This window comes from Cupriavidus necator, from assembly GCF_013141915.1.
In the GTDB taxonomy this organism is placed as follows: Bacteria; Pseudomonadota; Gammaproteobacteria; order Burkholderiales; family Burkholderiaceae; genus Cupriavidus; species Cupriavidus necator_B.
In genome coordinates this window covers 206,547-225,168 of record NZ_SROX01000004.1, presented here as the reverse complement: position 1 = coordinate 225,168, position 18,622 = coordinate 206,547, and the positions used below count along the sequence as shown (strand labels likewise).

Annotated in this window: 18 protein-coding genes; 8 read left to right on the top strand and 10 right to left on the bottom strand. The window is 64.6% G+C overall.

Annotation, left to right across the window (positions count from 1 at the left end; genetic code table 11):
• Nucleotides 1–17: 17 nt before the first annotated feature.
• Together E5S69_RS10795 and E5S69_RS10790 are read right to left on the bottom strand one after the other, a co-directional pair.
• Nucleotides 18–1,337 (bottom strand): cytochrome c, encoded by a 1,320-nt coding sequence (locus tag E5S69_RS10795; protein ID WP_171514648.1) that lies wholly within the window; start codon nt 1,335–1,337, stop codon nt 18–20.
• 11 nt (nt 1,338–1,348) lie between these two features.
• Entirely contained in the window at nt 1,349–2,095 is a 747-nt protein-coding gene (locus E5S69_RS10790; RefSeq protein WP_171514647.1) for a c-type cytochrome, read from the bottom strand.
• A 578-nt stretch (nt 2,096–2,673) separates the two neighbouring features.
• Between E5S69_RS10790 and E5S69_RS10785 the strand changes: the two genes are divergently transcribed.
• Nucleotides 2,674–3,261: a hypothetical protein gene (locus E5S69_RS10785; protein WP_171514646.1), complete on the top strand. Its 588-nt coding sequence runs from the start codon at nt 2,674–2,676 to the stop codon at nt 3,259–3,261.
• A gap of 421 nt (nt 3,262–3,682) precedes the next feature.
• On the opposite strand, the gene E5S69_RS10780 is transcribed toward E5S69_RS10785, so the two are convergent.
• The 3 genes from E5S69_RS10780 to E5S69_RS10770 are packed head-to-tail and all read right to left on the bottom strand — an operon-like array spanning nt 3,683 to nt 6,405.
• Nucleotides 3,683–4,477 carry an ABC transporter permease gene (locus E5S69_RS10780; protein WP_171514645.1) on the bottom strand — a complete coding sequence of 265 codons (795 nt, stop codon included), beginning with the start codon at nt 4,475–4,477 and terminating at the stop codon, nt 3,683–3,685.
• A gap of 17 nt (nt 4,478–4,494) precedes the next feature.
• Complete coding sequence (locus tag E5S69_RS10775; protein ID WP_171514644.1) at nt 4,495–5,373, bottom strand: ABC transporter ATP-binding protein; 879 nt, start codon at nt 5,371–5,373, stop codon at nt 4,495–4,497.
• A 45-nt stretch (nt 5,374–5,418) separates the two neighbouring features.
• On the bottom strand, nt 5,419–6,405 hold the full coding sequence (locus tag E5S69_RS10770) for an ABC transporter substrate-binding protein (RefSeq protein ID WP_171514643.1): 987 nt from the start codon (nt 6,403–6,405) through the stop codon (nt 5,419–5,421).
• A 616-nt stretch (nt 6,406–7,021) separates the two neighbouring features.
• On the opposite strand from E5S69_RS10770, the gene E5S69_RS10765 reads away from it, so the two are divergent.
• Nucleotides 7,022–8,020, top strand: a complete 999-nt coding sequence (locus E5S69_RS10765) for an isopenicillin N synthase family dioxygenase (RefSeq protein ID WP_171514642.1) — start codon at nt 7,022–7,024, stop codon at nt 8,018–8,020.
• A 117-nt stretch (nt 8,021–8,137) separates the two neighbouring features.
• On the opposite strand, the gene E5S69_RS10760 is transcribed toward E5S69_RS10765, so the two are convergent.
• Nucleotides 8,138–9,490: a PLP-dependent aminotransferase family protein gene (locus tag E5S69_RS10760; RefSeq protein ID WP_171514641.1), complete on the bottom strand. Its 1,353-nt coding sequence runs from the start codon at nt 9,488–9,490 to the stop codon at nt 8,138–8,140.
• A 133-nt stretch (nt 9,491–9,623) separates the two neighbouring features.
• Here E5S69_RS10760 and E5S69_RS10755 point away from each other — a divergent pair, with 133 nt between their 5' ends.
• The 4 genes from E5S69_RS10755 to E5S69_RS10740 all read left to right on the top strand — a co-directional run bounded on the left by E5S69_RS10755 (nt 9,624) and on the right by E5S69_RS10740 (nt 12,419).
• A complete protein-coding gene (locus E5S69_RS10755; RefSeq protein WP_171514640.1) occupies nt 9,624–10,028 on the top strand; it encodes a VOC family protein in 405 nt (134 codons plus the stop codon).
• Nucleotides 10,029–10,119: 91 nt separating this feature from the next.
• A complete protein-coding gene (locus E5S69_RS10750) occupies nt 10,120–10,749 on the top strand; it encodes a LysE family translocator (protein WP_171514639.1) in 630 nt (209 codons plus the stop codon).
• Nucleotides 10,750–10,844: 95 nt separating this feature from the next.
• The gene (locus tag E5S69_RS10745; protein WP_171514638.1) at nt 10,845–11,696 is read left to right on the top strand and encodes a PhzF family phenazine biosynthesis protein; all 852 of its coding nucleotides are present in this window, start codon (nt 10,845–10,847) and stop codon (nt 11,694–11,696) included.
• 150 nt (nt 11,697–11,846) lie between these two features.
• Nucleotides 11,847–12,419 carry a DinB family protein gene (locus tag E5S69_RS10740; protein ID WP_171514637.1) on the top strand — a complete coding sequence of 191 codons (573 nt, stop codon included), beginning with the start codon at nt 11,847–11,849 and terminating at the stop codon, nt 12,417–12,419.
• Nucleotides 12,420–12,463: 44 nt separating this feature from the next.
• Here the strand turns inward: E5S69_RS10740 and E5S69_RS10735 are convergent, their stop codons facing one another.
• From E5S69_RS10735 to E5S69_RS10720, 4 genes are all read right to left on the bottom strand, one after another.
• Nucleotides 12,464–12,820: a VOC family protein gene (locus E5S69_RS10735; protein ID WP_171514817.1), complete on the bottom strand. Its 357-nt coding sequence runs from the start codon at nt 12,818–12,820 to the stop codon at nt 12,464–12,466.
• Between the two features lie 36 nt (nt 12,821–12,856).
• A complete protein-coding gene (gene amrS, locus E5S69_RS10730; protein WP_171514636.1) occupies nt 12,857–13,954 on the bottom strand; it encodes an AmmeMemoRadiSam system radical SAM enzyme in 1,098 nt (365 codons plus the stop codon).
• Nucleotides 13,955–14,009: 55 nt separating this feature from the next.
• Entirely contained in the window at nt 14,010–14,198 is a 189-nt protein-coding gene (locus E5S69_RS10725; protein WP_171514635.1) for a hypothetical protein, read from the bottom strand.
• Nucleotides 14,199–14,455: 257 nt separating this feature from the next.
• Entirely contained in the window at nt 14,456–15,364 is a 909-nt protein-coding gene (locus E5S69_RS10720) for a LysR substrate-binding domain-containing protein (RefSeq protein WP_171514634.1), read from the bottom strand.
• Nucleotides 15,365–15,492: 128 nt separating this feature from the next.
• On the opposite strand from E5S69_RS10720, the gene E5S69_RS10715 reads away from it, so the two are divergent.
• Together E5S69_RS10715 and E5S69_RS10710 are read left to right on the top strand one after the other, a co-directional pair.
• Nucleotides 15,493–16,506, top strand: a complete 1,014-nt coding sequence (locus E5S69_RS10715; protein ID WP_171514633.1) for a Bug family tripartite tricarboxylate transporter substrate binding protein — start codon at nt 15,493–15,495, stop codon at nt 16,504–16,506.
• Nucleotides 16,499–18,622, top strand: a complete 2,124-nt coding sequence (locus tag E5S69_RS10710) for an acetate--CoA ligase family protein (RefSeq protein ID WP_236901274.1) — start codon at nt 16,499–16,501, stop codon at nt 18,620–18,622. Before E5S69_RS10715 ends, E5S69_RS10710 begins: the two co-directional genes overlap by 8 nt.

Here is an 18,622-nt window from a genome sequence, read left to right as displayed (position 1 = left end):
CGTCTGGTTGCGATCGGTTATTCCGGCAGCAGCTTGCGCAACGCGTTGACCTGCGGCGCCGCCACCGGGGTGCCGGTATTGCCCCAGGCTACGCGGATATAAGTCACCACGGCGGCCGCCTGGTCGTCATTGAGGATGTGCGAGAAGGGCGGCATGCCGTGCGGGCGTGGGTTCTTCTGCGTGCCGGGCGCATAGCCGCCGTTCAGCACCATGCGGATGGCATTGACCGGAGACGACATCGTGATCGACTGGTTTGCGGCCAGCGGCGGATAGGATGGCGGATGGCCCTTGCCGTCTTCGGCGTGGCACATTGCGCATTGCTGCTGGTAGATCTGGCGGCCTGCCTCCATTACGGCGGGCTGTACCAGCCGCTCCTGGCTAGGGGGCGGCGCCTCGGTGTCGCGCTGCGGCAGGGCCTTCAGGTAGACGGCCATCGCCTGCACATCCTCGTCGCTCATGTATTGCAGGCTGTTGTAGACGACCTCCGCCATCGGTCCGTACACCGTGGCACGGTGCGAGACGCCGATCTGCAGCAGGTCGACGATATCCTGGATCGGCCAGTTGCCAAGCCCGGCCTCGCGGTTCGAGGTGAGTGACGGCGCGTACCAGTTCTGGTTCGGGATCATGCCGCCTTCGAATTCCTTCGACTCGCTGGAGCCGCCCAGCGCATTGATGGCGGTATGGCACATGGCGCAGTGACCGAGCCCCTGCACGAGATAGGCGCCGCGGTTCCATTGGACCGATTGGCTGGGGTCGGGCTTGAACTCGCCTTCCGTGAAGTAGAGCGTGCGCCACCCGATCAGCAGTTCGCGCTTGTTGAACGGGAAGCGCAGCTCGTGTGGATGGTTCTTGCGCTTTACCGGTGGCACCGACATCAGGTAAGCGTAGATCGCGTCGGAATCCTCGCGCGTGACCTTCGTGTACGACGCGAAAGGCATGGCCGGGTAGAGCAGGGAGCCGTCGCGCGAGACGCCGGTGTGCATCATCCGGTAGAAGTCGTCGGCGGTCCATTGGCCGATGCCGGTCTCGTCGTCGGGCGTAATGTTAGGGACATACAGGTTGCCGAAAGGCGTCGGCATGGCGCGTCCGCCGGCGAAGGCGGGATTGTTCGGCTCGGTATGGCAGGCCACGCAATCGCCGGCGCGGGCCAGGTACTCGCCCTTGGCGATGATCTGGCTGGCGGGGTTCTGCGCGCCGGCCGCCTTTGCGCCGCTTGCCGCGGTGACGGATGGGGGCGCTTGCGCCGGTTCGCGATGCATCAGCCGCACGGCCAGGGCGCCCAACGCCGCCACAACGACAATGCCGATGACGAGCGTGAGCAACCCGCGCGCTTTCATGGCGTGCCCCCTCATCGCTGGCTGCCGCATGCCAGTGGCATGCGCACCAGGTTGGACGACTCGGGCGACGGGTCCTTGGGCGGCTGTTGCTGCGACAGCCACGCGGCGACCGCCGAGATGTCGGCATCCGACAGCCGCGAGGCGACGCGCTTCATGCAGTCCGGTTCCATCGCGTGCCGTTCCCCCACTTTCCAGCGCGTGAGCTGCCCTACGATGTAGGCGTGCCGCAGGCCGACCAGGCCCGGAATGCCCGGCTCCATGCCGGTCAGCCCGGCGCCGTGGCAGGCGGCGCAGGCAGGAATCCCCTGCTTGGGATCGCCGCTCGCGACCAGTGCCTGCCCGCGCGCCATGGCGGCCTGCGGGACGTCGGTAGGGGCACTGGGCGCGAAAGCGGGGCGCAGCTTGGCGAAATACTCGGCGATTTCTTTCAGATAGGGGTCGGGCAGGTAGGCGACCAGGTAATTCATCGGCGGATAGCGCCGGGTGCCATCCCGAAAAGCGATCAGCTGGTTATAGAGATAGCCGGCTGGTTTGCCAGCAATGCGCGGATAGTAGCCATTGCCAGTGCCCTGGCCACTCTGTCCGTGGCAGGTAACGCAGCCCTGCACGCGGGCTTCCATCGAGTCGACTGTCTTGAAGGCGGGGATCGTCTCCTGCGGCGGCGCCGGGACCGGCAGGGACTGCGCAAGACCGTGGAGCGGCAAGCTACCCAGCCCGGCGAGAAGCGACGCCAACAGCCAATCACGCAGCAATGCCATCCGAGTGGGGCGCATGGTCCATCTGCTGTCTGGTGTGCAAACAGACTCATACTATGCGCTGTGCTGCATTTGTCAAAGTTGCCTCCACCTCGACCGCGCGCGGCCGCGCCAGTCTGAGACGAATTCATCCAGCGGTGATAGGCGGCGGTCAGCGGGCTTGTCCCGCCATCCCGTCATGGCAGCCTATCCATCAGTGCCTCGGCCTAAAGGCAGTGAGCGGTATAGACCCGTTCCGCAAAAGATGCTTTGGCGGCCAGCACCTGCCTGGTGCTGGCAATGCAGTCCAGCGAGGTAGCGTTGTCGGCGTTTGCACCGATCTTGGGGCTGTGCAGTCAATTCCAGCGAGATGGGCCCGCAGATTTTCAGCGAAATGTATATCGCAGCTTTCTTAGCGGAGCGTGCAAGTGAGATATATGCTGTGTGAACATCGATGCCGGGCGCATCGTGCGATCAAGCTGGTGGTTGGCATTGCCGCCGCCGGCAGTCCTGGCGCAAAAAGATGGCGGTATGGGCGGCGGCAATCAAGTCATTCGTCCCCGGCTGGTTACCTACTGCAAGGCTAGCAAACGGAGGATGGCATGAAAGGCAAGACACTACTGGCCACGGCGGCGATGCTGGTGGCAATCACTGCTGCATGGGCGCAACCCAAGACCCGCGTGGACGTCATGCAGTCGCCTGACGGGGCGACTGCAACGGGCACCGCAAAGCTCACCGCCACCATCACCAAGATCGATGCGCCAAGGCGAACCGTCTCATTGAAATCCGGCGACGGCAAGATTACAGATCTCGTTGTGGGGCCGGATGTCAGGAACTTCGAGCAGTTAAAGGTCGGCGACACTGTCACGATCGAGTACAGGGAAGCGCTGACCATGAGCCTCAAGAAGGGCAGTGGAGCGCTTGCCATGCATGAGCGCGAGATCTCGGAGCGCGCTGCGCCAGGTGCAAAGCCGGGAGGTACGGTCGGCCGGGAAGTGACCGTCACGGCTGACGTCGTTGCCTTTGACACCGACGCCAGAAGCGTCACCCTGAAGGGGCCAAACGGACGCATCGTGGTTCTGCTGGTAGGGGATCCGACACGCCTCAACGGCATCCAGAAGGGAGACCGGGTCGAAGCGGTCTATACCGAGGCCGTTGCCGTGTCCGTACAGCCGGTCGCAGGCAAGTAAGGGGAGCAGAGTGGAAGGCGTCCGTCGACCACGCACTTTCAGGCTCTCGCTGGATGAGCAAAACGGCTACCTCTGCGCGGCTATGCTGGCCGCTGCGAATTGGGGCAGGCGGTACCGGTTGCAGGTGCGCTGGGCCTTCACCGTGCCGGCAGCGATCGCCCCATCCCGGCCAGTCCGGCGATTTCAAGACCTTTGCATCGGCGGTTGGAAGCGCGACGAACTGAAGTGGCCAAACCATCGATCGAGCCCGCCTAAGCCCGCCAGGCTGGCAAATTTCAAGAGCAATCGACCGCACCTATCCGGCCAAAAGACCTCGTTCCGCGACTGCCCTTCGCCGTCGGGCCTACCTCTGCCCCTTCAGTGGTGAGTATGGCGGCCGCGTTGCGGATCAGCAGGGCCGCACGTTGTTCAGAACGAGACGTCATGCCAGTTCACTTTCATGCCAGTGGGACAGAGCAAGCCGCGACAACGCCACCATGACCGCAAACAGGGTGATACCCGTCACCGTGATCAGGAACAGCGCGGCAAACAGCCGCGGAATGTTGAGCGAGAAGCCCGCCTGCAGGATCTGGTACGCCAGCCCGGCACCGGTGCCGCCGGTGCCGGCCACGAACTCAGCCACCACCGCGCCGATCAACGCCAGACCGCACGAGATACGCAGTCCGCCAAAGAAGTACGGCAGTGCGCTCGGAATCCGCAGGCGCAGCAGCGTGTCCCAACGGCTCGCGCGATTGATGCGGAACAGATTGGCGAGTCCGGGATTCACGCTGCGCAAGCCGAGCACCGTGTTCGAGATGATCGGAAACACCGCCACCAGCGTCGCGCAGATGACAAGCGCCAGCGTCGGCTCCTTGACCCAGATAATGATCAGCGGCGCGATCGCCACCACCGGGGTGACCTGCAGCAGGATTGCATAGGGAAACAGGCTGGCCTCGATCAGCCGGCTCTGCACGAACAGGAATGCCGCGACCGTGCCGCCTACCACGGCCAGCGCAAACGCCAGCAACGTGATGCGCAGCGTCACCCACAGGGAGCCGAACAACAGGGACCAGTCTTCAGCCAGCGTCTTGCCGATGGCCACGGGCGACGGCACCAGGTAGGGCGGCACGTCGAATGCCATGCAGATGGACTGCCAGGCGATCAACAGCACGATCCCCACGACCAGCGGCGCTGCCACGCGCTGTACGGCCGGACGGGACAACAACGGGGGGTTCATGATGGGTTCTCCAAAGATCAGTCGGCCGCCGGCGCACCGGTATTGGCCTGTGTCAGCAGGGCCGACAGTTGCGCGCAGTACTGCATGAAGGCCGGCGACACGCGGAAGGCATCGTCGCGCACGGCCGGGCCTTCGATCGGCACGTCAGCAATGATCCGGCCGGGGCGAGCTGCCATGACGATCACACGGCTCGACAGATAGACCGCCTCGTAGATGCTGTGCGTGACAAACACCACCGTCAGCCCGCGCTCGGCCCACAGTGCGCGCAGGTCCGCATCGAGCTTGTTACGCGTAAACTCGTCCAGCGCACCAAAGGGCTCGTCCATCAGCAGCAGGTCGGGATGCACGGCCAGGGCACGCGCGATCGACACGCGCATCTGCATGCCGCCGGACAACTCGCGCGGGTACGCTTTTCCGAAGTGACCGAGGCCGACGAGCGCGAGGGCGCGCCGTACGCGCTCGTCGGCCTCCGCGCGCGGCATGCGCGCCAGGTCGAGCGGCAGGCGCGCGTTGTCGGCCACTCTCGCCCATGGCATCAACGTTGCCTCCTGGAATACCATCGCGAACGTTCGCCCTGGCGTGCCGATACCCGCGGCGAGCGCAGGCCCGCCCCACCAGCGCATGTGGCCGGCCGACGGTTGTTCCAGTCCGGCAAACAGCTTGAGCAGCGTGCTCTTGCCGCAGCCGGACGGCCCGAGCAGCGAGACGAACTCGCCCGGCTGGATGGCAAGCCTGACCCGCTCGAGGGCCACGGTGCCGTTCGGATACGTCTTCTCGACCTGGTTGGCGAACAACGCCGGGGCATCGACAGCCCGCACCCCATCCAACGGAAGCGGGCTGCCACCCGCTGGCGGGACGGCAGCAACGCGGCTGCTGTTACGAAAGACGAGCGACATGGCGGCCTCTCCAATAGAACACCGATTTGGCATGCGATGCGGTCTTCATGGCATCACCCTCAGGTCTTTGACGAACTGCGTGGTGTAGGCACGCTTCCAGTCCAGATCGGCCTTGAGCAGACCCACCTCGACCATGAAATCACGCGTCTTGCGCCAGCGCGCGTCGGTCATCACGCCAATGCCTTGCGTGGCGGCGTCCCCGCCGGTGATCATGCGGAACTGCTTGAGCTTGTCCAGGCCATAGGCGAGCTGGTCGTCCTTCATGTTCGGGTTGTCACGCTTGATGAGCGCGTTGGCGGGCGCCGGGTCGGCCAGGTAGCTCTTCCAGCCCTCCATCGAGGCACGCACGAAACGGGCGATCAGATCCGGCTTTTCCCTGACGGTCTTCTCCATCGTCACGATGGTGGTGCCGTAGGGCGGGTAGCCATCATCGGCAAACAGGAAGAAGCGCGCCTTCACGCCTGCCTTGTCGGCGCTGAACAGCTCCGACGACGCGTAGGCCTGCTGCGCGGCATTGGGGTCGGCAAGAAACGGCTGCAGATTGAACGTGTAGACGCGCGACTGAGATTCGTCGAGCTTGTATTTGCCCCGTAGCCACGGCCACCAGGTGGTGCGTCCAGAGGTGGAGACCAGGACGGTGCGCGTCCTCAGGTCCGCAAGGCTCTTCACGTCTTCATGCGTCATCATGCCTTGTGGGTCGGTCTGCATTGACGCGCCTACCGTGGTGACAGGCACACCCTGTTCGACGCTCTTGAGCACCTGCAGGTCATAGCCCATGAGAAAGTCTGCCTGGCCGCTGCTCAGGATCTGCATGCCGTTGACTTGTGGGCCGCCCATGCGGATCTGCACATCGAGGCCGTATTCCTTGTAGAGGCCGGTAGCAACGGCCTGGTAGAAGCCGCCATGTTCGGCCTGGGCGTACCAGGAGGTGAGGAACACGACCTTGTCGAGTGCCAAGGCACTGGCGGACCAGCAGGTGGCGGCAATGGCTGCCAACCCGAGCAGGCGGCGGAGCAAGAGGCGAGGTGTCATGGCGGGGCGCGGTTTGAGCTGTCGTTCAACACGCCTGCGTCCGAGCCGTCATGAGAGCCAAGCGGTTCAATGGATGCAGGGCATGCGTCATGAAGGCACGGTCTCGGTCCGAACTACCGGACACACAGGCGCGGCTTTCAAGAGCAATTTCCGGCTGTTCGCGCTGGTTATCCGGAAACCGTTCGGCTCCTGGCGCGACAGTGAACGCTTCTACTCTTACTCGTACTTCAGCAACTTCCATGCCATTCGCGGCGGCATATATGGGTGCCATGCCCTTCGTGCCGACACGCCATCGGTGTGCATGTCCCGCCCGTTGAGGGTGCAGCGGGATTAAAGCTGGTGCGTCCACCGGCCAATTCGCTCTTACCTTAGGACCTCACTGCCTGGCGTGAACTTTGCACTGTCGCTAGCGAGAGTAGAAGCGTTCACCAGTCGCGCAGGTTGTGCCGGCTGGCCGGGAATTGCTCTTGAAGTCGGAACAGGTCGAGCCGCAACGGCTTGGCTTGCTTGCCGTCGGAGCTTCAAGACCGCTGCCCGGATTGCTTGCGCAAACTTCTGCGCGTTGCCTGTTGCTCCCGGTCCGACACCCATCGACCTTCTTTCGCACGGAGCACATATGACTACGCTGACGGCCTCTCCTTACACCCTGACCGAACTCGACAAGGAAGCCTGCATGGGCGGGCAGGGTTCAGAGACCCAGGCGCGTGAGGTCCGCCGTATCGACCTGTCCGACTTCGAGGCGCGCCGCACACAGATCACTGAAGCGCTGTGGGCAGCCGCCACCGATGTCGGTTTCTTCCAGCTCGTCAACCACGGCATCGACCTGGCGCAGGTACAGGGAGCGTTCGAGATGGCGCGGCGCTTCTTCGCCCTGCCGGAAGCCGTCAAAGCGCAGTACCCCTTGCAGCGGGCACTGAACAGCGGCTGGGAGAGCAAGGCACAGGTGCGGCCGTCCACGGGCACACACGACCAGAAGGAGTCGTACCAGATCACGCTGCCGCACATGGCGCCGCTGTGGCCGACCGAAGACGAGCTGCCGGCCTTTCGTGCTGTCATGCTGGCGTTCGAGGCGCAATGCTGGCAGGTCGGCATGCGCGTGCTGTCTTGCTTCGCCGAGAAGCTCGGCTTCGCGCGCGACTTTTTCACCCGGGCGCACGACCCGTCCCGACCCACCTACCAGAGCACGCTGCGACTGCTGCACTATTTCCCGAGCGACCCCTCGGTGCCATCCGGACTGTGGCGCGCCGGCGCACATACGGATTTCGACTGCCTGACGCTGCTATTCCAGAGCGCGGGCCAGGGTGGCCTGCAACTGTGTCCGGGCAAGGAGATGGAGGGCCAGGAATGGACCAACATCGAGCCGGCGGATGACATCATCACCTGCAATATTGGTGACATGCTGATGCGCTGGAGCGATGACCGGTTGCCCTCCAATTTCCACCGCGTGCGCAACCCACAGCCGCACGAATACCAGGGCTCGCGCTACAGTCTGGCGTTCTTTTGCCAGGCCAACCGCGATGTGATGATCGAAAGCCCGTCCGGCAAGTACGCGCCGATCAGCGCAGAGGACTATCTGCGCCAGCGTGTATCCGCCAACTTCCAGCCAACGATGTAAGGATCGGAGCGGCCCCCATTCTTGAAGGCGGCGCCGGCCAGGGACATGCATTGGCAATGCGTCATTTCCCTGGGCGCCGCCGAACGGCTGCACATCGAGCACTTGTCGTCGGCCATATCATTCTGACCGACAAGCCGTGAGAAGCCTTGCCAATAGGGTAAGTGCTTCCGTCAGATCCTCGAAGGAAGGTCCACCAAGACAAAGACGGATTCCGCCCCTCTGATCATCGCCGTCCACCATCACGGCTTCTGGTGGCGTCACCCTGATGCCCAAGGCGGCCGCGGCTGTCGCGAAACGATTGGCGGCGTCGCGCGGCATCGGTAGCCACACGTGATAGGCATCGGGATGCGAGACAAGTTCGCTGGTGCCGAGCAGCGAGACGGCCAGGTCCGATCTGCGTCGCGCCTCATGAAGCAGATCCTGCTGGATCGGCTCGACCACGCCGCTGGATAACCATTCTTCCACCACGGCACAGGACAATGGCGACGGGGCCATGGGTAAATCTTGCAGGGCTTCTTCGGCGACCGCGTTCATTCCAGCCGGCAGCGCGAGCATGCCGACTCTCAATCCGGGGCCCAGGGACTTTGACAGTCCATTGACGTGGAAAACGATCTCGGGCGCCAAGGTCGCGAGTGCAGGCGCAGAGGACGGGCCCAGCGCATAGACGCCATCTTCGATGATCCAGGCACCCGCCCGCCGGCAGATATCGACGATAGCCTGCCTTCGCGCAGTTCCCATCGTGGCAGTCGTCGGGTTGTGGAGCGTCGGTGTGAGATAGACGGCCCGGTTACCGGGCGAAGCGATGTCATCAAGGGCGCTGGCAAGCGTTTCCGGCATCATCCCTTCCGCATCGATATCGATGCCCAGCACCCGATACCCTTTGCGCCGGGCCAGCGCGATGGCACCGGGATAGGTGATCCGTTCTGTCAGGATCACCCCTTGCGGGCCACAGGCAAGCTCGAAGGCCAGGGAAATGGCCTGGCGGGCATTGCTCGTCAACACCAGATGCGACGGATCGACCGTCATGCCGAGGGTTTCGAGCCAGCTGGCCAGCAGGCGGCGGTGCTCCAGGTGGCCGGCGGGCGGGGCGTAGAGATTGAGATGAGCCGCGTCGATCTTCCGTGCGATCGCGGCCAATGTCCGCGCCAGCAGACGGGCGCCAAGCATGGCCGGGGGCGCATTGGACGAGAGATCGATCTGTCGGTCCTCACGTGCCTGGCGGATCGCCACGAACGTCCCCCGACCCTTGACGCTGCGTGCCAAACCTCGCCGTTCGAGTGCGGCGTAGGCTTTCGTCACCGTACCAAGCCCGATACCCAGCTTCCCGGCAAGATCGCGATGGGCGGGCAGACGGTCTCCGCCGCTGAGTCGGCCCTCGATGATGTCGTCGGCCAGAGCCAGCCCCAGCCTTTCAGCGAGACTCGCTTCGATGTCTGCCAGGCGGGGCACCCAGGGGGATTGAAGCCGCATTTTTACGATCCGAATGAATAGTGTCACGTGACACTATTTCAATAGCCAGCAAGTGTTATGCGAGTTATGGTACAGGCGGAAATATGTGCATGACAAATTCAGCCCGACCGTTTGCGGGCAATCGGAGAGCCGGATGTTCAGCCATGTCACGGTGGGAACGGGAGATCTTGAGCGCGCAGGCGATTTCTATGATGCGGTGCTCGCTCCGCTCGGACTGAGGCGGCGCATGGTCACGCCCGATGGCGGGCCGCCGTCGCTGTGCTGGGTGACACAGGCAGCGCTGCTGCCACGCTTCTATGTCTACAGTCCCCACAATGGCGAACCGGCGACGGCTGGCAACGGCAGCATGGTCGCCTTTCTGGCCCCGTCCGAAGCGGCCGTGAAGGCGGCGCATGGCGCGGGTCTTCTGCATGGCGGGACCGATGACGGCGCTCCCGGGCCGCGTCCGCATTACGGCGACGGCTATTTCGGCGCGTATCTGCGCGATCCGGATGGCAACAAGGTCCACATCGTCCATCGTGGAGATCTCCCGCAATAGGGCCGAAGCCGACCGGACGTTTTAGCTTTAACGCAAAACTTTATCCAAAACCCGTTTGCCCTTTTCGGGATGCGCTCCAGGTGAATGTTCAATGAGTGGTAGTCAGATCGCGCTGGTCTATGGCACTTATCTCCTCGCCATCGCCAGTCCGGGGCCAAGCAACATGGCGATCATGGCAGCGGCGATGCGCGACGGCCGCATATCAGCCCTCGTCCTGGCGGGCGGCGTCATGACAGGCTCGCTGTTCTGGGCAACCCTGGCCGCGACCGGCATCTCCGCCATACTGGCCGCCTGTGCCCAGGCGCTTTCCCTCATCAAGATCATTGGCGGTGTCTATCTGCTCTACCTGGCGTTTCGCGCGGGCAGGTCCGCCCTGAAGCCGGTTTCGGACTTCGCGGGCGCAGACGCAGGGCGGGCCACGCCACGCTATCGGTCGCTCTACCGGCAGGGCGTCCTCATGCACATCGGCAACCCCAAAGCCATCATGGCCTGGACGGCGATCATGTCGCTCGGGCTCCGGCAAGACGCCTCGAGCGGCACCTTGCCGGCGATCATCGGCGGCTGCGCTTTTCTCGGCGTCATCGTGTTCGGCGGCTACGCGATCCTCTTCTCGACCGCCCCGATGATTGCTTTCTACACCAGAGTCAGGCGTTGGATCGAGGGGGGATTGTCCGCGCTGTTTGCGGTCGCGGGAGGAAAGCTCCTTGCATCGCAGAGCTGATGTCCCGGCGTGTTGACGTCGCTATTCGATGGACCAACATTGACTGGTTGCGCCGCCTGGGCCTGCCAGCGCCGCCACGAACTAAGGAATGATTGATGAGCTTTGTCGTCCAGATGGTCGACGTCTTCGGCTCCGCGCCGGTTTCCGGCAACCCGCTGGCGGTGGTCCTTGGCGCCGATGGGCTGGAGACGGACGATATGCAGCGGTTGACGCGCTGGTTCAACCTGTCGGAGACGGCCTTTCTGCTATCGCCCACAAATCCGTGCGCGGACTACCGGGTCAGGATTTTCACGCTGGACCGGGAAATGCCTTTTGCCGGACACCCGACGCTCGGGAGTTGCCGTGCCTGGCTTTCGACCGGCGGCGAGCCGAAGCAGCAGGCCGAAATCATCCAGGAATGCGGCGCAGGGCTGGTTAACGTTCGACGTGATAAGGAACGGCTTTCCTTTGGCGCTCCGCCGCTGATTCGTTCCGGCACGCCCACACACAATGAACTGGCCGAGGCGCTGCAGTTTCTGGGGATCGAACCATGCGACGTGGTTGATGCCGCCTGGATCGACAACGGCCCCGGATGGCTGGGGATCAGGCTGGCCTCGGCGGAGCAAGTGCTTGCCCTGAACCCGGCACGAAGCTGGCCACGCAGGATTGATGTCGGCGTCGTCGGCCCCCATGCCGGTGGTGATGCAGCCTTCGAGGTTCGTGCTTTTTTTAGCGATCATTTGGGGACAATTGTCGAAGACCCTGTGACAGGAAGCCTCAATGCCTCGCTGGCGCAATGGCTGTTTGCCGCAGGCGTGGTTAAGGAAGCCTATGTCGCCGCCCAGGGGACCCGCCTCGGTCGGAAGGGCCGCATTCATGTGAGCCGCGATGAAGCCGGCCGGATCTGGGTCGGCGGCGAAACCCGCACCCATGTCGAAGGCCGGCTGCGAGGATTTTCAGCGCCGTAGGCAAGCTGCATAACGCATCGTGGCAAGCCAGCTTGCAGGCGCTACTTGCCAGTCCGCCAAGCCGTTCAGGCCACCACCAGGAACCACTCGAATAAAAACGGATATCGGCCTTCTCGACCCGGCCAACGTTTGAAACAAGGAGTTATCCGCATGCCCGCAGTCCCACAGATCCAGCCATCCCCCGCAGCCGCCGTTGACTCCGCGCCACCGGCTTCAGCCGCAGACACCTTGAAAATGCTGCTGCATTACAAAGAGTGGGCGAACGAACTGACCTTCAGGAGCGTGATGGATCTGCCGGATGGCGAGGCTCTCCGGCCGCGGCCGACGCGGTTTGGGAACATGGTCCACACCTTGAACCATGTGTACGTCGTGGACGACATTTTCAGGCACCATCTGCAAGGCAGGAAACATGGCTACACCGCCCGCAACACCGAGCACACCCCGCCGGTTGGTGATCTGTGGCAAGCGGTTCAGGAGATGGACCGCTGGTATATCGATCTTGTCTGCAACTGGTCGAACGAGGATTTGACCAAGACCGTTCATTTCGAGTTTGTCGGCGGGGGAGTGGGGGTCATGACGCAAGAGGAGATCGTGCTGCATCTAGTCAACCATGCCACCTATCACCGTGGCTTCGTCGGCGACATGATGTATCAGGTTCCGTTTACGCCGCCGTCAAACGATCTGCCCGTCTTCATCAGGGATCACTATCGCAAGGCTCGGTGAACCGATCCGCGGTAAAGGTTCTTCGGCGGTAGGTACATTGGCGCTCATCCCACCAACCGTTTCGCAAAACTCAGCTCATGGCCGTCGGGATCGCTGAGATGGAAATACCGCTCGCCCCACTCGGCATCGCGCGGGGCGGCCTCGGGACGCAGCCCGTGTTCGAGCGCACGTTGGTGGATGGCGTCGACATCGTCGACATGGAAAATGACGCGTCCCCACCATGACCATTGCCGGCTGGACGGCTGCGCAATCAGGTTGAGATAGCCCGTGCCGACGTGGAAGCTGGTGAATTCCGCGTCGGCGCCTCCATAGCGGATCTGGAATCCGAGCGCCTGGTAGAAGGCAACGGCTCGTGACATGTCGTGGGTGGCGAGTGTCACGGCATCGATCGAGGAAATCATCGGCATTGGGGGATTGTTTAACCGGACTAGATCAGACTAGGTGCCGATTTGCACCGGAATCCGCCGCCGCCCGAACTGGCGCTCGAATTGTCCGAAGCGACCGGCAATCGGCGCAAAGCATTCAGGACAGGTTCCCGCAGCAGTCAGCCGATAGCTTTCGATCGCATGCCAGTCGCGCACGATCAGCGGTGTGTGGCATGCGGGGCAAGAGGTCGTGTCACCGACGGTGTCATGGACATTGCCGGTGTACACATAGTGCAGCCCCTCCGCCAGCGCGAGCTTGCGGGCACGCGCAAGCGTCGTGCAGGGCGTGGGCGGCACGTCGCGCATCTTGTAGTCGGGATGGAATCCCGTGAAGTGCAGCGGTACGTCGGTGCCTAGTTCCCTGGCGATCCACCGGGCCTCGGCGCGAATCTCGTCATCGCTGTCGTTCTTGCCGGGAATGAGCAGTGTCGTGATCTCGAACCAGACCGCGGTTTCGTGCTTCAGGTATTGGAGCGTCTCCAGCACCGGCTCCAGGTGGGCCCCGGTGCACGCAAGATAGAACGCGTCGGTAAAGCCTTTCAGGTCGACGTTTGCCGCATCCATCCTGGCGTAGAAGTCGCGCCGCGCCTGCGCGCCCATATAGCCGGCTGTCACCGCCACCGCCATGATGCCCAGTTCGTGGCAGGCATCGGCCACGTCCATCGCATATTCGGCAAAGATCACGGGGTCGTTATAGGTGAAGGCGACGCTCTTGCACCGGTGGGACGCTGCGGCTTCGGCGATGGCTTCGGGCATGGCTGCATCGGCGAGCGTGTCCATCTCGCGCGATTTGCTGATGTCCCAGTTCTGGCAGAACTTGCATGCCAGGTTGCACCCCGCCGTGCCGAACGACAGGACCGCGCTGCCTGGGTAGAAGTGATTGAGCGGCTTCTTTTCGATGGGATCGATGCAGAATCCCGAGGAGCGGCCATACGCGGTCAGCACCATTTCCTTGCCGGCCCGCTGGCGCACGAAACAGGCGCCGCGCTGCTCGTCATGCAGGCGGCAGTGGCGTGGGCAAAGGTCGCATTGCATGCGGCCGTCGTCCGCGAAATGCCAGTAGCGGCCGGGGTAAGGGCCGGAATGCCTGGGATAAGGGGGCTGCTTCATGGCTCTGTTCCGCACTGGAACTGGCTGCACCGGGTGCCGCCCGCACGCTTAACGTTTAATCCTTATGTGCCTTGTGAACGGCCGTTACCGACAACACATCCAGGTCGAAGAAGGGGCTGTCCGGTGGCGGCGGTGGCACTCCCGCGCCCCAGTTGGCGATGGCGAGCTTGATGTACTCAGCCATCTGCTCGTCGGAGACATCCTTGGGTTGGTCGATCATGACGACATAGCGGCGATTGCTCATGGCAGGTCCTTGTCTGGCCCGTGACGGCATTCGTCCCCGGTACCGCATGCGGATGCGCCAGTGCCCGCCGATGGTCGCTGCGCCGGGGCGTGTCGGCTGAGTTCAGTATAGGGCCCCTGCATGCGCCAGTGGCGCGCCGGTCAGCGCTGCGCATCCTCGCCAAGCTGAGCGCCGAGCCGGCCGGCACGCGATGGTCAAGCTGGTGGCGGACAAACTATGCAAGGGTAGCGAGTAGGGCACGCCCGTTGCCTTGGACGCTAGGCCTGTCCGCTCCTTGCGACTTCAGGCACCAGGGCATGGAGTCGGGAAAGAACGTGCCGTGCCGCCCGGGACAGCGGATGATGCCGCGTGACGCCCATCGCAATGGTCCGTGGCAAGCGCGGCTCGACAATCTCGACTGCCGACAAGCGCCCGGCGGCCACCTCGTGATCCACCGCCAGGAACGGAAGTATGGTCAACGCGCCACCGGCAAGCGCGACCTCCTTCATCGTGTTCAGCGATTCCACTTCCAGTGCCACGTCCAGCGAGATGCCGAGCTGGCGCGCGTGCTGGTCGAGGATCGAGCGCAGCCCATTGGGCGCCGGTGGCAGCACCAGCGGGACGCCGTCGAGCTTGCAGAACGCCACCGTCGGCATCCCGGCGAGTGGATGCCCGGGCGTGCAGATCAGGTAGGTGGCAACCTGGGCGAGCACGTCTTCGCTCTGTCGGGGCCCGGGACCATAACGGTTGATGACGGCAAGATCGAGATGGCCCGATTCCAGTTCCTCGTCGAGCTGTCCGCTGAAGCCTTCCGCCACGCGCAGCCGGACACCTGGCGCCGTGGTGCGCAGGTCCTCGAACAGCGCCGGAATCAGGCGTGGTGCCATTGACGGCAGCACGCCGATCCTTACCTGGCCAAACGGCACGCCCGCCGCGTCCTTGACTTCGTCGCGCAGCCGCGCCGACTGGGCCAGCAGCAGCTGGACCTGCGGAAAGATCCGCTGGCCAAACTCCGATAGCACCACGCCGCGGCCGGTCCGTTCGAACAGCCGGTCGCCCCATTCGGCTTCGATCTGGGCAATGACGCGGCTCACCAGGGACTGAGCGATGCCCAGCGAGCGCGCCGCACGTGACAGCGATCCCAATTCGGCCACCAGCGCCACGGTTTCGAGTTGCTTCAGGTTCACGCTGTTCTATATCCATAAAGTAGATATCAGGTATCGACGATTCTACTCTTTTGCGTTGGTCCGGGACTCCATACACTGAGTCCATCCCTCCTGCACAGAGAGGGGCTTACGAAACCAATGGAGACAACATGCCGCGCTTTTCCGCTGCGCTTCGCGCATTCCGGCGGCCGTTATGCGCCTTGTTGGGGGTTGCCGCGGCTGCCGCCGCGACGGCAGCGTTCAGCGCCGCCGCCGCCCCCACCAGCTATCCCGCCAAGCCGATCCGCCTGCTGGTGCCGTTCCCGGCCGGCGGGCCCACTGACGCGATGGCGCGGCTGATCGGCCAGCACCTGTCGCAGCAGCTCGGACAGCCCGTGCTGATCGACAACCGCGGCGGCGCCGGCGGCACCATCGCCACGGAGGCCGCGGCGCAGGCGGCTCCCGACGGCTATACGCTGTTCTTTGCCACCACCGGCACCATGGCGATCAACCCGTGGCTCTATCGCTCGCTGAAGGTTGACCCGGTCAAGTCGTTCGATGCCGTGGGGTCGGTGGCTTCCACGGTTAACGTGCTGGTGGTGCCGGACAGCCTGCCGGTCAGCAACGTCAGGGAGTTGCTGGCGCTGGCAAGGCAGAAGCCCGGCACGCTGACCTTCGGCTCGGCCGGGAACGGCAGCTCCAACCACCTGTCGGGCGAACTGTTCAAGTCGATGGCGGGTGTCGACATCGTCCATGTGCCGTACAAGGGGTCGGCGGCGGCCTTCACCGACCTGCTTGGCGGACGCATCTCGATGATGTTCGATACGGTATCGAGCCAGGTGCAATACATCAGCACAGGCAAGGTCAAGGCGCTCGGCGTGACCGGCGTGACGCGTTCGGAGGCGCTGCCCAGGGTGCCGACCATTGCCGAGGCTGGCCTGCCGGGCTTCGACGTAACGATCTGGTTTGGCCTGTCGGCGCCGAAAGGAACCGCGCCCGACGTGATCCGCCGCCTGAACAGCGAACTGCAGGCCGTGCTGGCGCAGGCAGACGTGCGCAAGCAGCTCGCCGCGCTGGGCGCCCGGCCGCTGCCAGGGACGCCGGGCGATTTTTCCAGGCTGATCCAGCATGACGCCGGCAAGTGGTCGCCGGTGGTCAAGGCATCGGGAGCGACCCTTGACTGAGATCTCCACAACCTTTGGCGCGCTGTTCTCGCCGGCCTCGGTGGCCGTGATCGGCGCCTCGGACAACCCCAACAAGGTGGGCGGACGGCCGATCCACTACCTGCGCACCTTCGGCTACACGGGCGAGGTGTTTCCGGTCAATCCGGGGCGCGAGGTCATCCAGGGCTATCGCGCGTATCCCGATATCGGTGCGATCGGCAAGGCGCCGGATGCCGTGGTGATCGCCGTGTCCGGCGACGCCACGCTTGAGCAGGTGCGTCAGTGCGGCGCTGCTGGCGTGAAGGCGGCCGTCATCATGGCGTCGGGCTTCGCCGAGACCGGCGAGGCAGGACGCCTGCGGCAGCAGGAACTGGTGGCGCTGGCCAATGACAGCGGCATGCGGCTGGTGGGGCCGAACGCGCAAGGAACGGCCAACTTCGCCAGCGGCGCGGTGCTCAATTTCTCGACCATGTTCATGGAGGTGGCGCCTCGGGACGGCCCGATCGCGATCATCAGCCAGAGCGGCGCGGCGAGCGTCATGCCCTATGCCTTGCTGCGCCAGGCCGGCCATGGCGTGCGCTACCTGGTGGCGACGGGCAACGACGCCGATCTAGACGCCTGCGCGATGACCGCGGCGGTGGCCGCGGACCCCGAGGTGCGGCTGATCCTGGTCTACCTCGAATCGGTGTCCGACCCGGCGCAGCTGGCCCGCGCGGCGGCGCTGGCCCGGGGGCGCGGCGCCAGCATCGTGCTGCTCAAGGCCGGCAGCAGCGAGCGTGGCGCGAGGGCGGCAGCCTCGCATACCGGTGCGCTGGTCGGCAACGACGCGGCGATCGATGCCTTCCTGTCTCGCCACGGCATCTGGCGTGCGCGCGATATCGGCGAGCTGGTCCGCGCCGTGCCCCTCTACCTGCAGCCCTGCACGCCCGGGCAGGGCCGCACGGTCGTGATGAGCCACAGCGGCGCCGTGGGCGTCATGGCGGCCGACCTGGCCGAGCGGCACGACCTGCCGCTGACCGAACTGCAGCCGGCCACGCTGCGCGAACTGGGCGCGATCCTGCCCGCGTTCGGGACCGCCGGCAATCCGCTCGACATGACCGCGGCGCTGCTGGGCAAGGGCGACATGTTCCCGCGGGTGCTCCAGGCGCTGGGCGCCGAGCCTCAGGCCGACATGGTGATGGTCGGCATTCCGGTGGCCGGCCCCGGCTACGACGTCGAGGCGCTGGCGCGCGACGCCGCTGCCTTCAGTGCGCAACAGGGTAAGCCCCTGGTGGCGAGCGCGCCGCAACAGTCGGTGCGCGAGGCCTTCGTGCGACATGGCATGCCGGCCTTCGTCACCGAAGCGGATGCCATTGCAGCCCTGGCGCAGTTTGCCGCGCATCATCGGCTGGCCCACGCGGCAGCCACGCCGCCCTGGCCTGAAGCACGCCAGCTCGACCGCAGTGGCTTGCAGGACGAAGCCGATAGCATGGCCTTGCTCGCCGCAGCCGGAGTACCGACCGTGCCGCACCGGCTGTGCGACAGCGTGGATGGGGCGGTGGCGGCGTTCGACGCGCTCGGCGGGGTGCCAGTGGTGGTCAAGGGCTGTGCGGCGGAGATCCCGCACAAGAGCGAGCATGGCCTCGTGCATCTGCGGCTCACCGACGCGGCGGGCGTGGCCCGCGCGACGCGGGACTGCATCGATACGCTGCAGCGGCTGGGCGTGGCATCGCCGCGGGTGGTGGTGGCGACGATGGTAAAGGGCCGCCATGAGTTTGCGCTGGGTGTCTCGGTCGATCCGTTGTTCGGGCCGCTGGTCATGATCGGGGAGGGCGGCACGCTGCTTGAACTCCGCAAGGATGTCGTGACCCTGCTGGCGCCATTCACCGCCGGTGACGTCAAGGCGGCCTGCGCGCAGCTGCGCCTGGCGCCGCTCTTTGATGGCTATCGCGACATTCCGGCGCTCGACCTGGAGGCACTGGCGTCGTCGGCGGTCGCGCTTGGCGACTGGGCATTGCGTCACCGCACCGCGCTGGTTTCGGTCGACATCAACCCGCTGATGGTAATGGCGGCCGGCGAGGGGGTGATGGCGGTCGATGCCGTGGTGGAACTCAGGGGCAACAGAAGCGCAACGGAAGCGCAACGGGAGGGGGTTTGA

Bases quoted from the DNA above. Each gene is read 5' to 3' on its own strand.
- E5S69_RS10795 (WP_171514648.1), bottom strand. From the start codon at position 1,337: ATGAAAGCGCGCGGGTTGCTCACGCTCGTCATCGGCATTGTCGTTGTG.
- E5S69_RS10790 (WP_171514647.1), bottom strand. From the start codon at position 2,095: ATGGCATTGCTGCGTGATTGGCTGTTGGCGTCGCTTCTCGCCGGGCTG.
- E5S69_RS10785 (WP_171514646.1), top strand. From the start codon at position 2,674: ATGAAAGGCAAGACACTACTGGCCACGGCGGCGATGCTGGTGGCAATC.
- E5S69_RS10780 (WP_171514645.1), bottom strand. From the start codon at position 4,477: ATGAACCCCCCGTTGTTGTCCCGTCCGGCCGTACAGCGCGTGGCAGCG.
- E5S69_RS10775 (WP_171514644.1), bottom strand. From the start codon at position 5,373: ATGTCGCTCGTCTTTCGTAACAGCAGCCGCGTTGCTGCCGTCCCGCCA.
- E5S69_RS10770 (WP_171514643.1), bottom strand. From the start codon at position 6,405: ATGACACCTCGCCTCTTGCTCCGCCGCCTGCTCGGGTTGGCAGCCATT.
- E5S69_RS10765 (WP_171514642.1), top strand. From the start codon at position 7,022: ATGACTACGCTGACGGCCTCTCCTTACACCCTGACCGAACTCGACAAG.
- E5S69_RS10760 (WP_171514641.1), bottom strand. From the start codon at position 9,490: ATGCGGCTTCAATCCCCCTGGGTGCCCCGCCTGGCAGACATCGAAGCG.
- E5S69_RS10755 (WP_171514640.1), top strand. From the start codon at position 9,624: ATGTTCAGCCATGTCACGGTGGGAACGGGAGATCTTGAGCGCGCAGGC.
- E5S69_RS10750 (WP_171514639.1), top strand. From the start codon at position 10,120: ATGAGTGGTAGTCAGATCGCGCTGGTCTATGGCACTTATCTCCTCGCC.
- E5S69_RS10745 (WP_171514638.1), top strand. From the start codon at position 10,845: ATGAGCTTTGTCGTCCAGATGGTCGACGTCTTCGGCTCCGCGCCGGTT.
- E5S69_RS10740 (WP_171514637.1), top strand. From the start codon at position 11,847: ATGCCCGCAGTCCCACAGATCCAGCCATCCCCCGCAGCCGCCGTTGAC.
- E5S69_RS10735 (WP_171514817.1), bottom strand. From the start codon at position 12,820: ATGATTTCCTCGATCGATGCCGTGACACTCGCCACCCACGACATGTCA.
- amrS (WP_171514636.1), bottom strand. From the start codon at position 13,954: ATGAAGCAGCCCCCTTATCCCAGGCATTCCGGCCCTTACCCCGGCCGC.
- E5S69_RS10725 (WP_171514635.1), bottom strand. From the start codon at position 14,198: ATGAGCAATCGCCGCTATGTCGTCATGATCGACCAACCCAAGGATGTC.
- E5S69_RS10715 (WP_171514633.1), top strand. From the start codon at position 15,493: ATGCCGCGCTTTTCCGCTGCGCTTCGCGCATTCCGGCGGCCGTTATGC.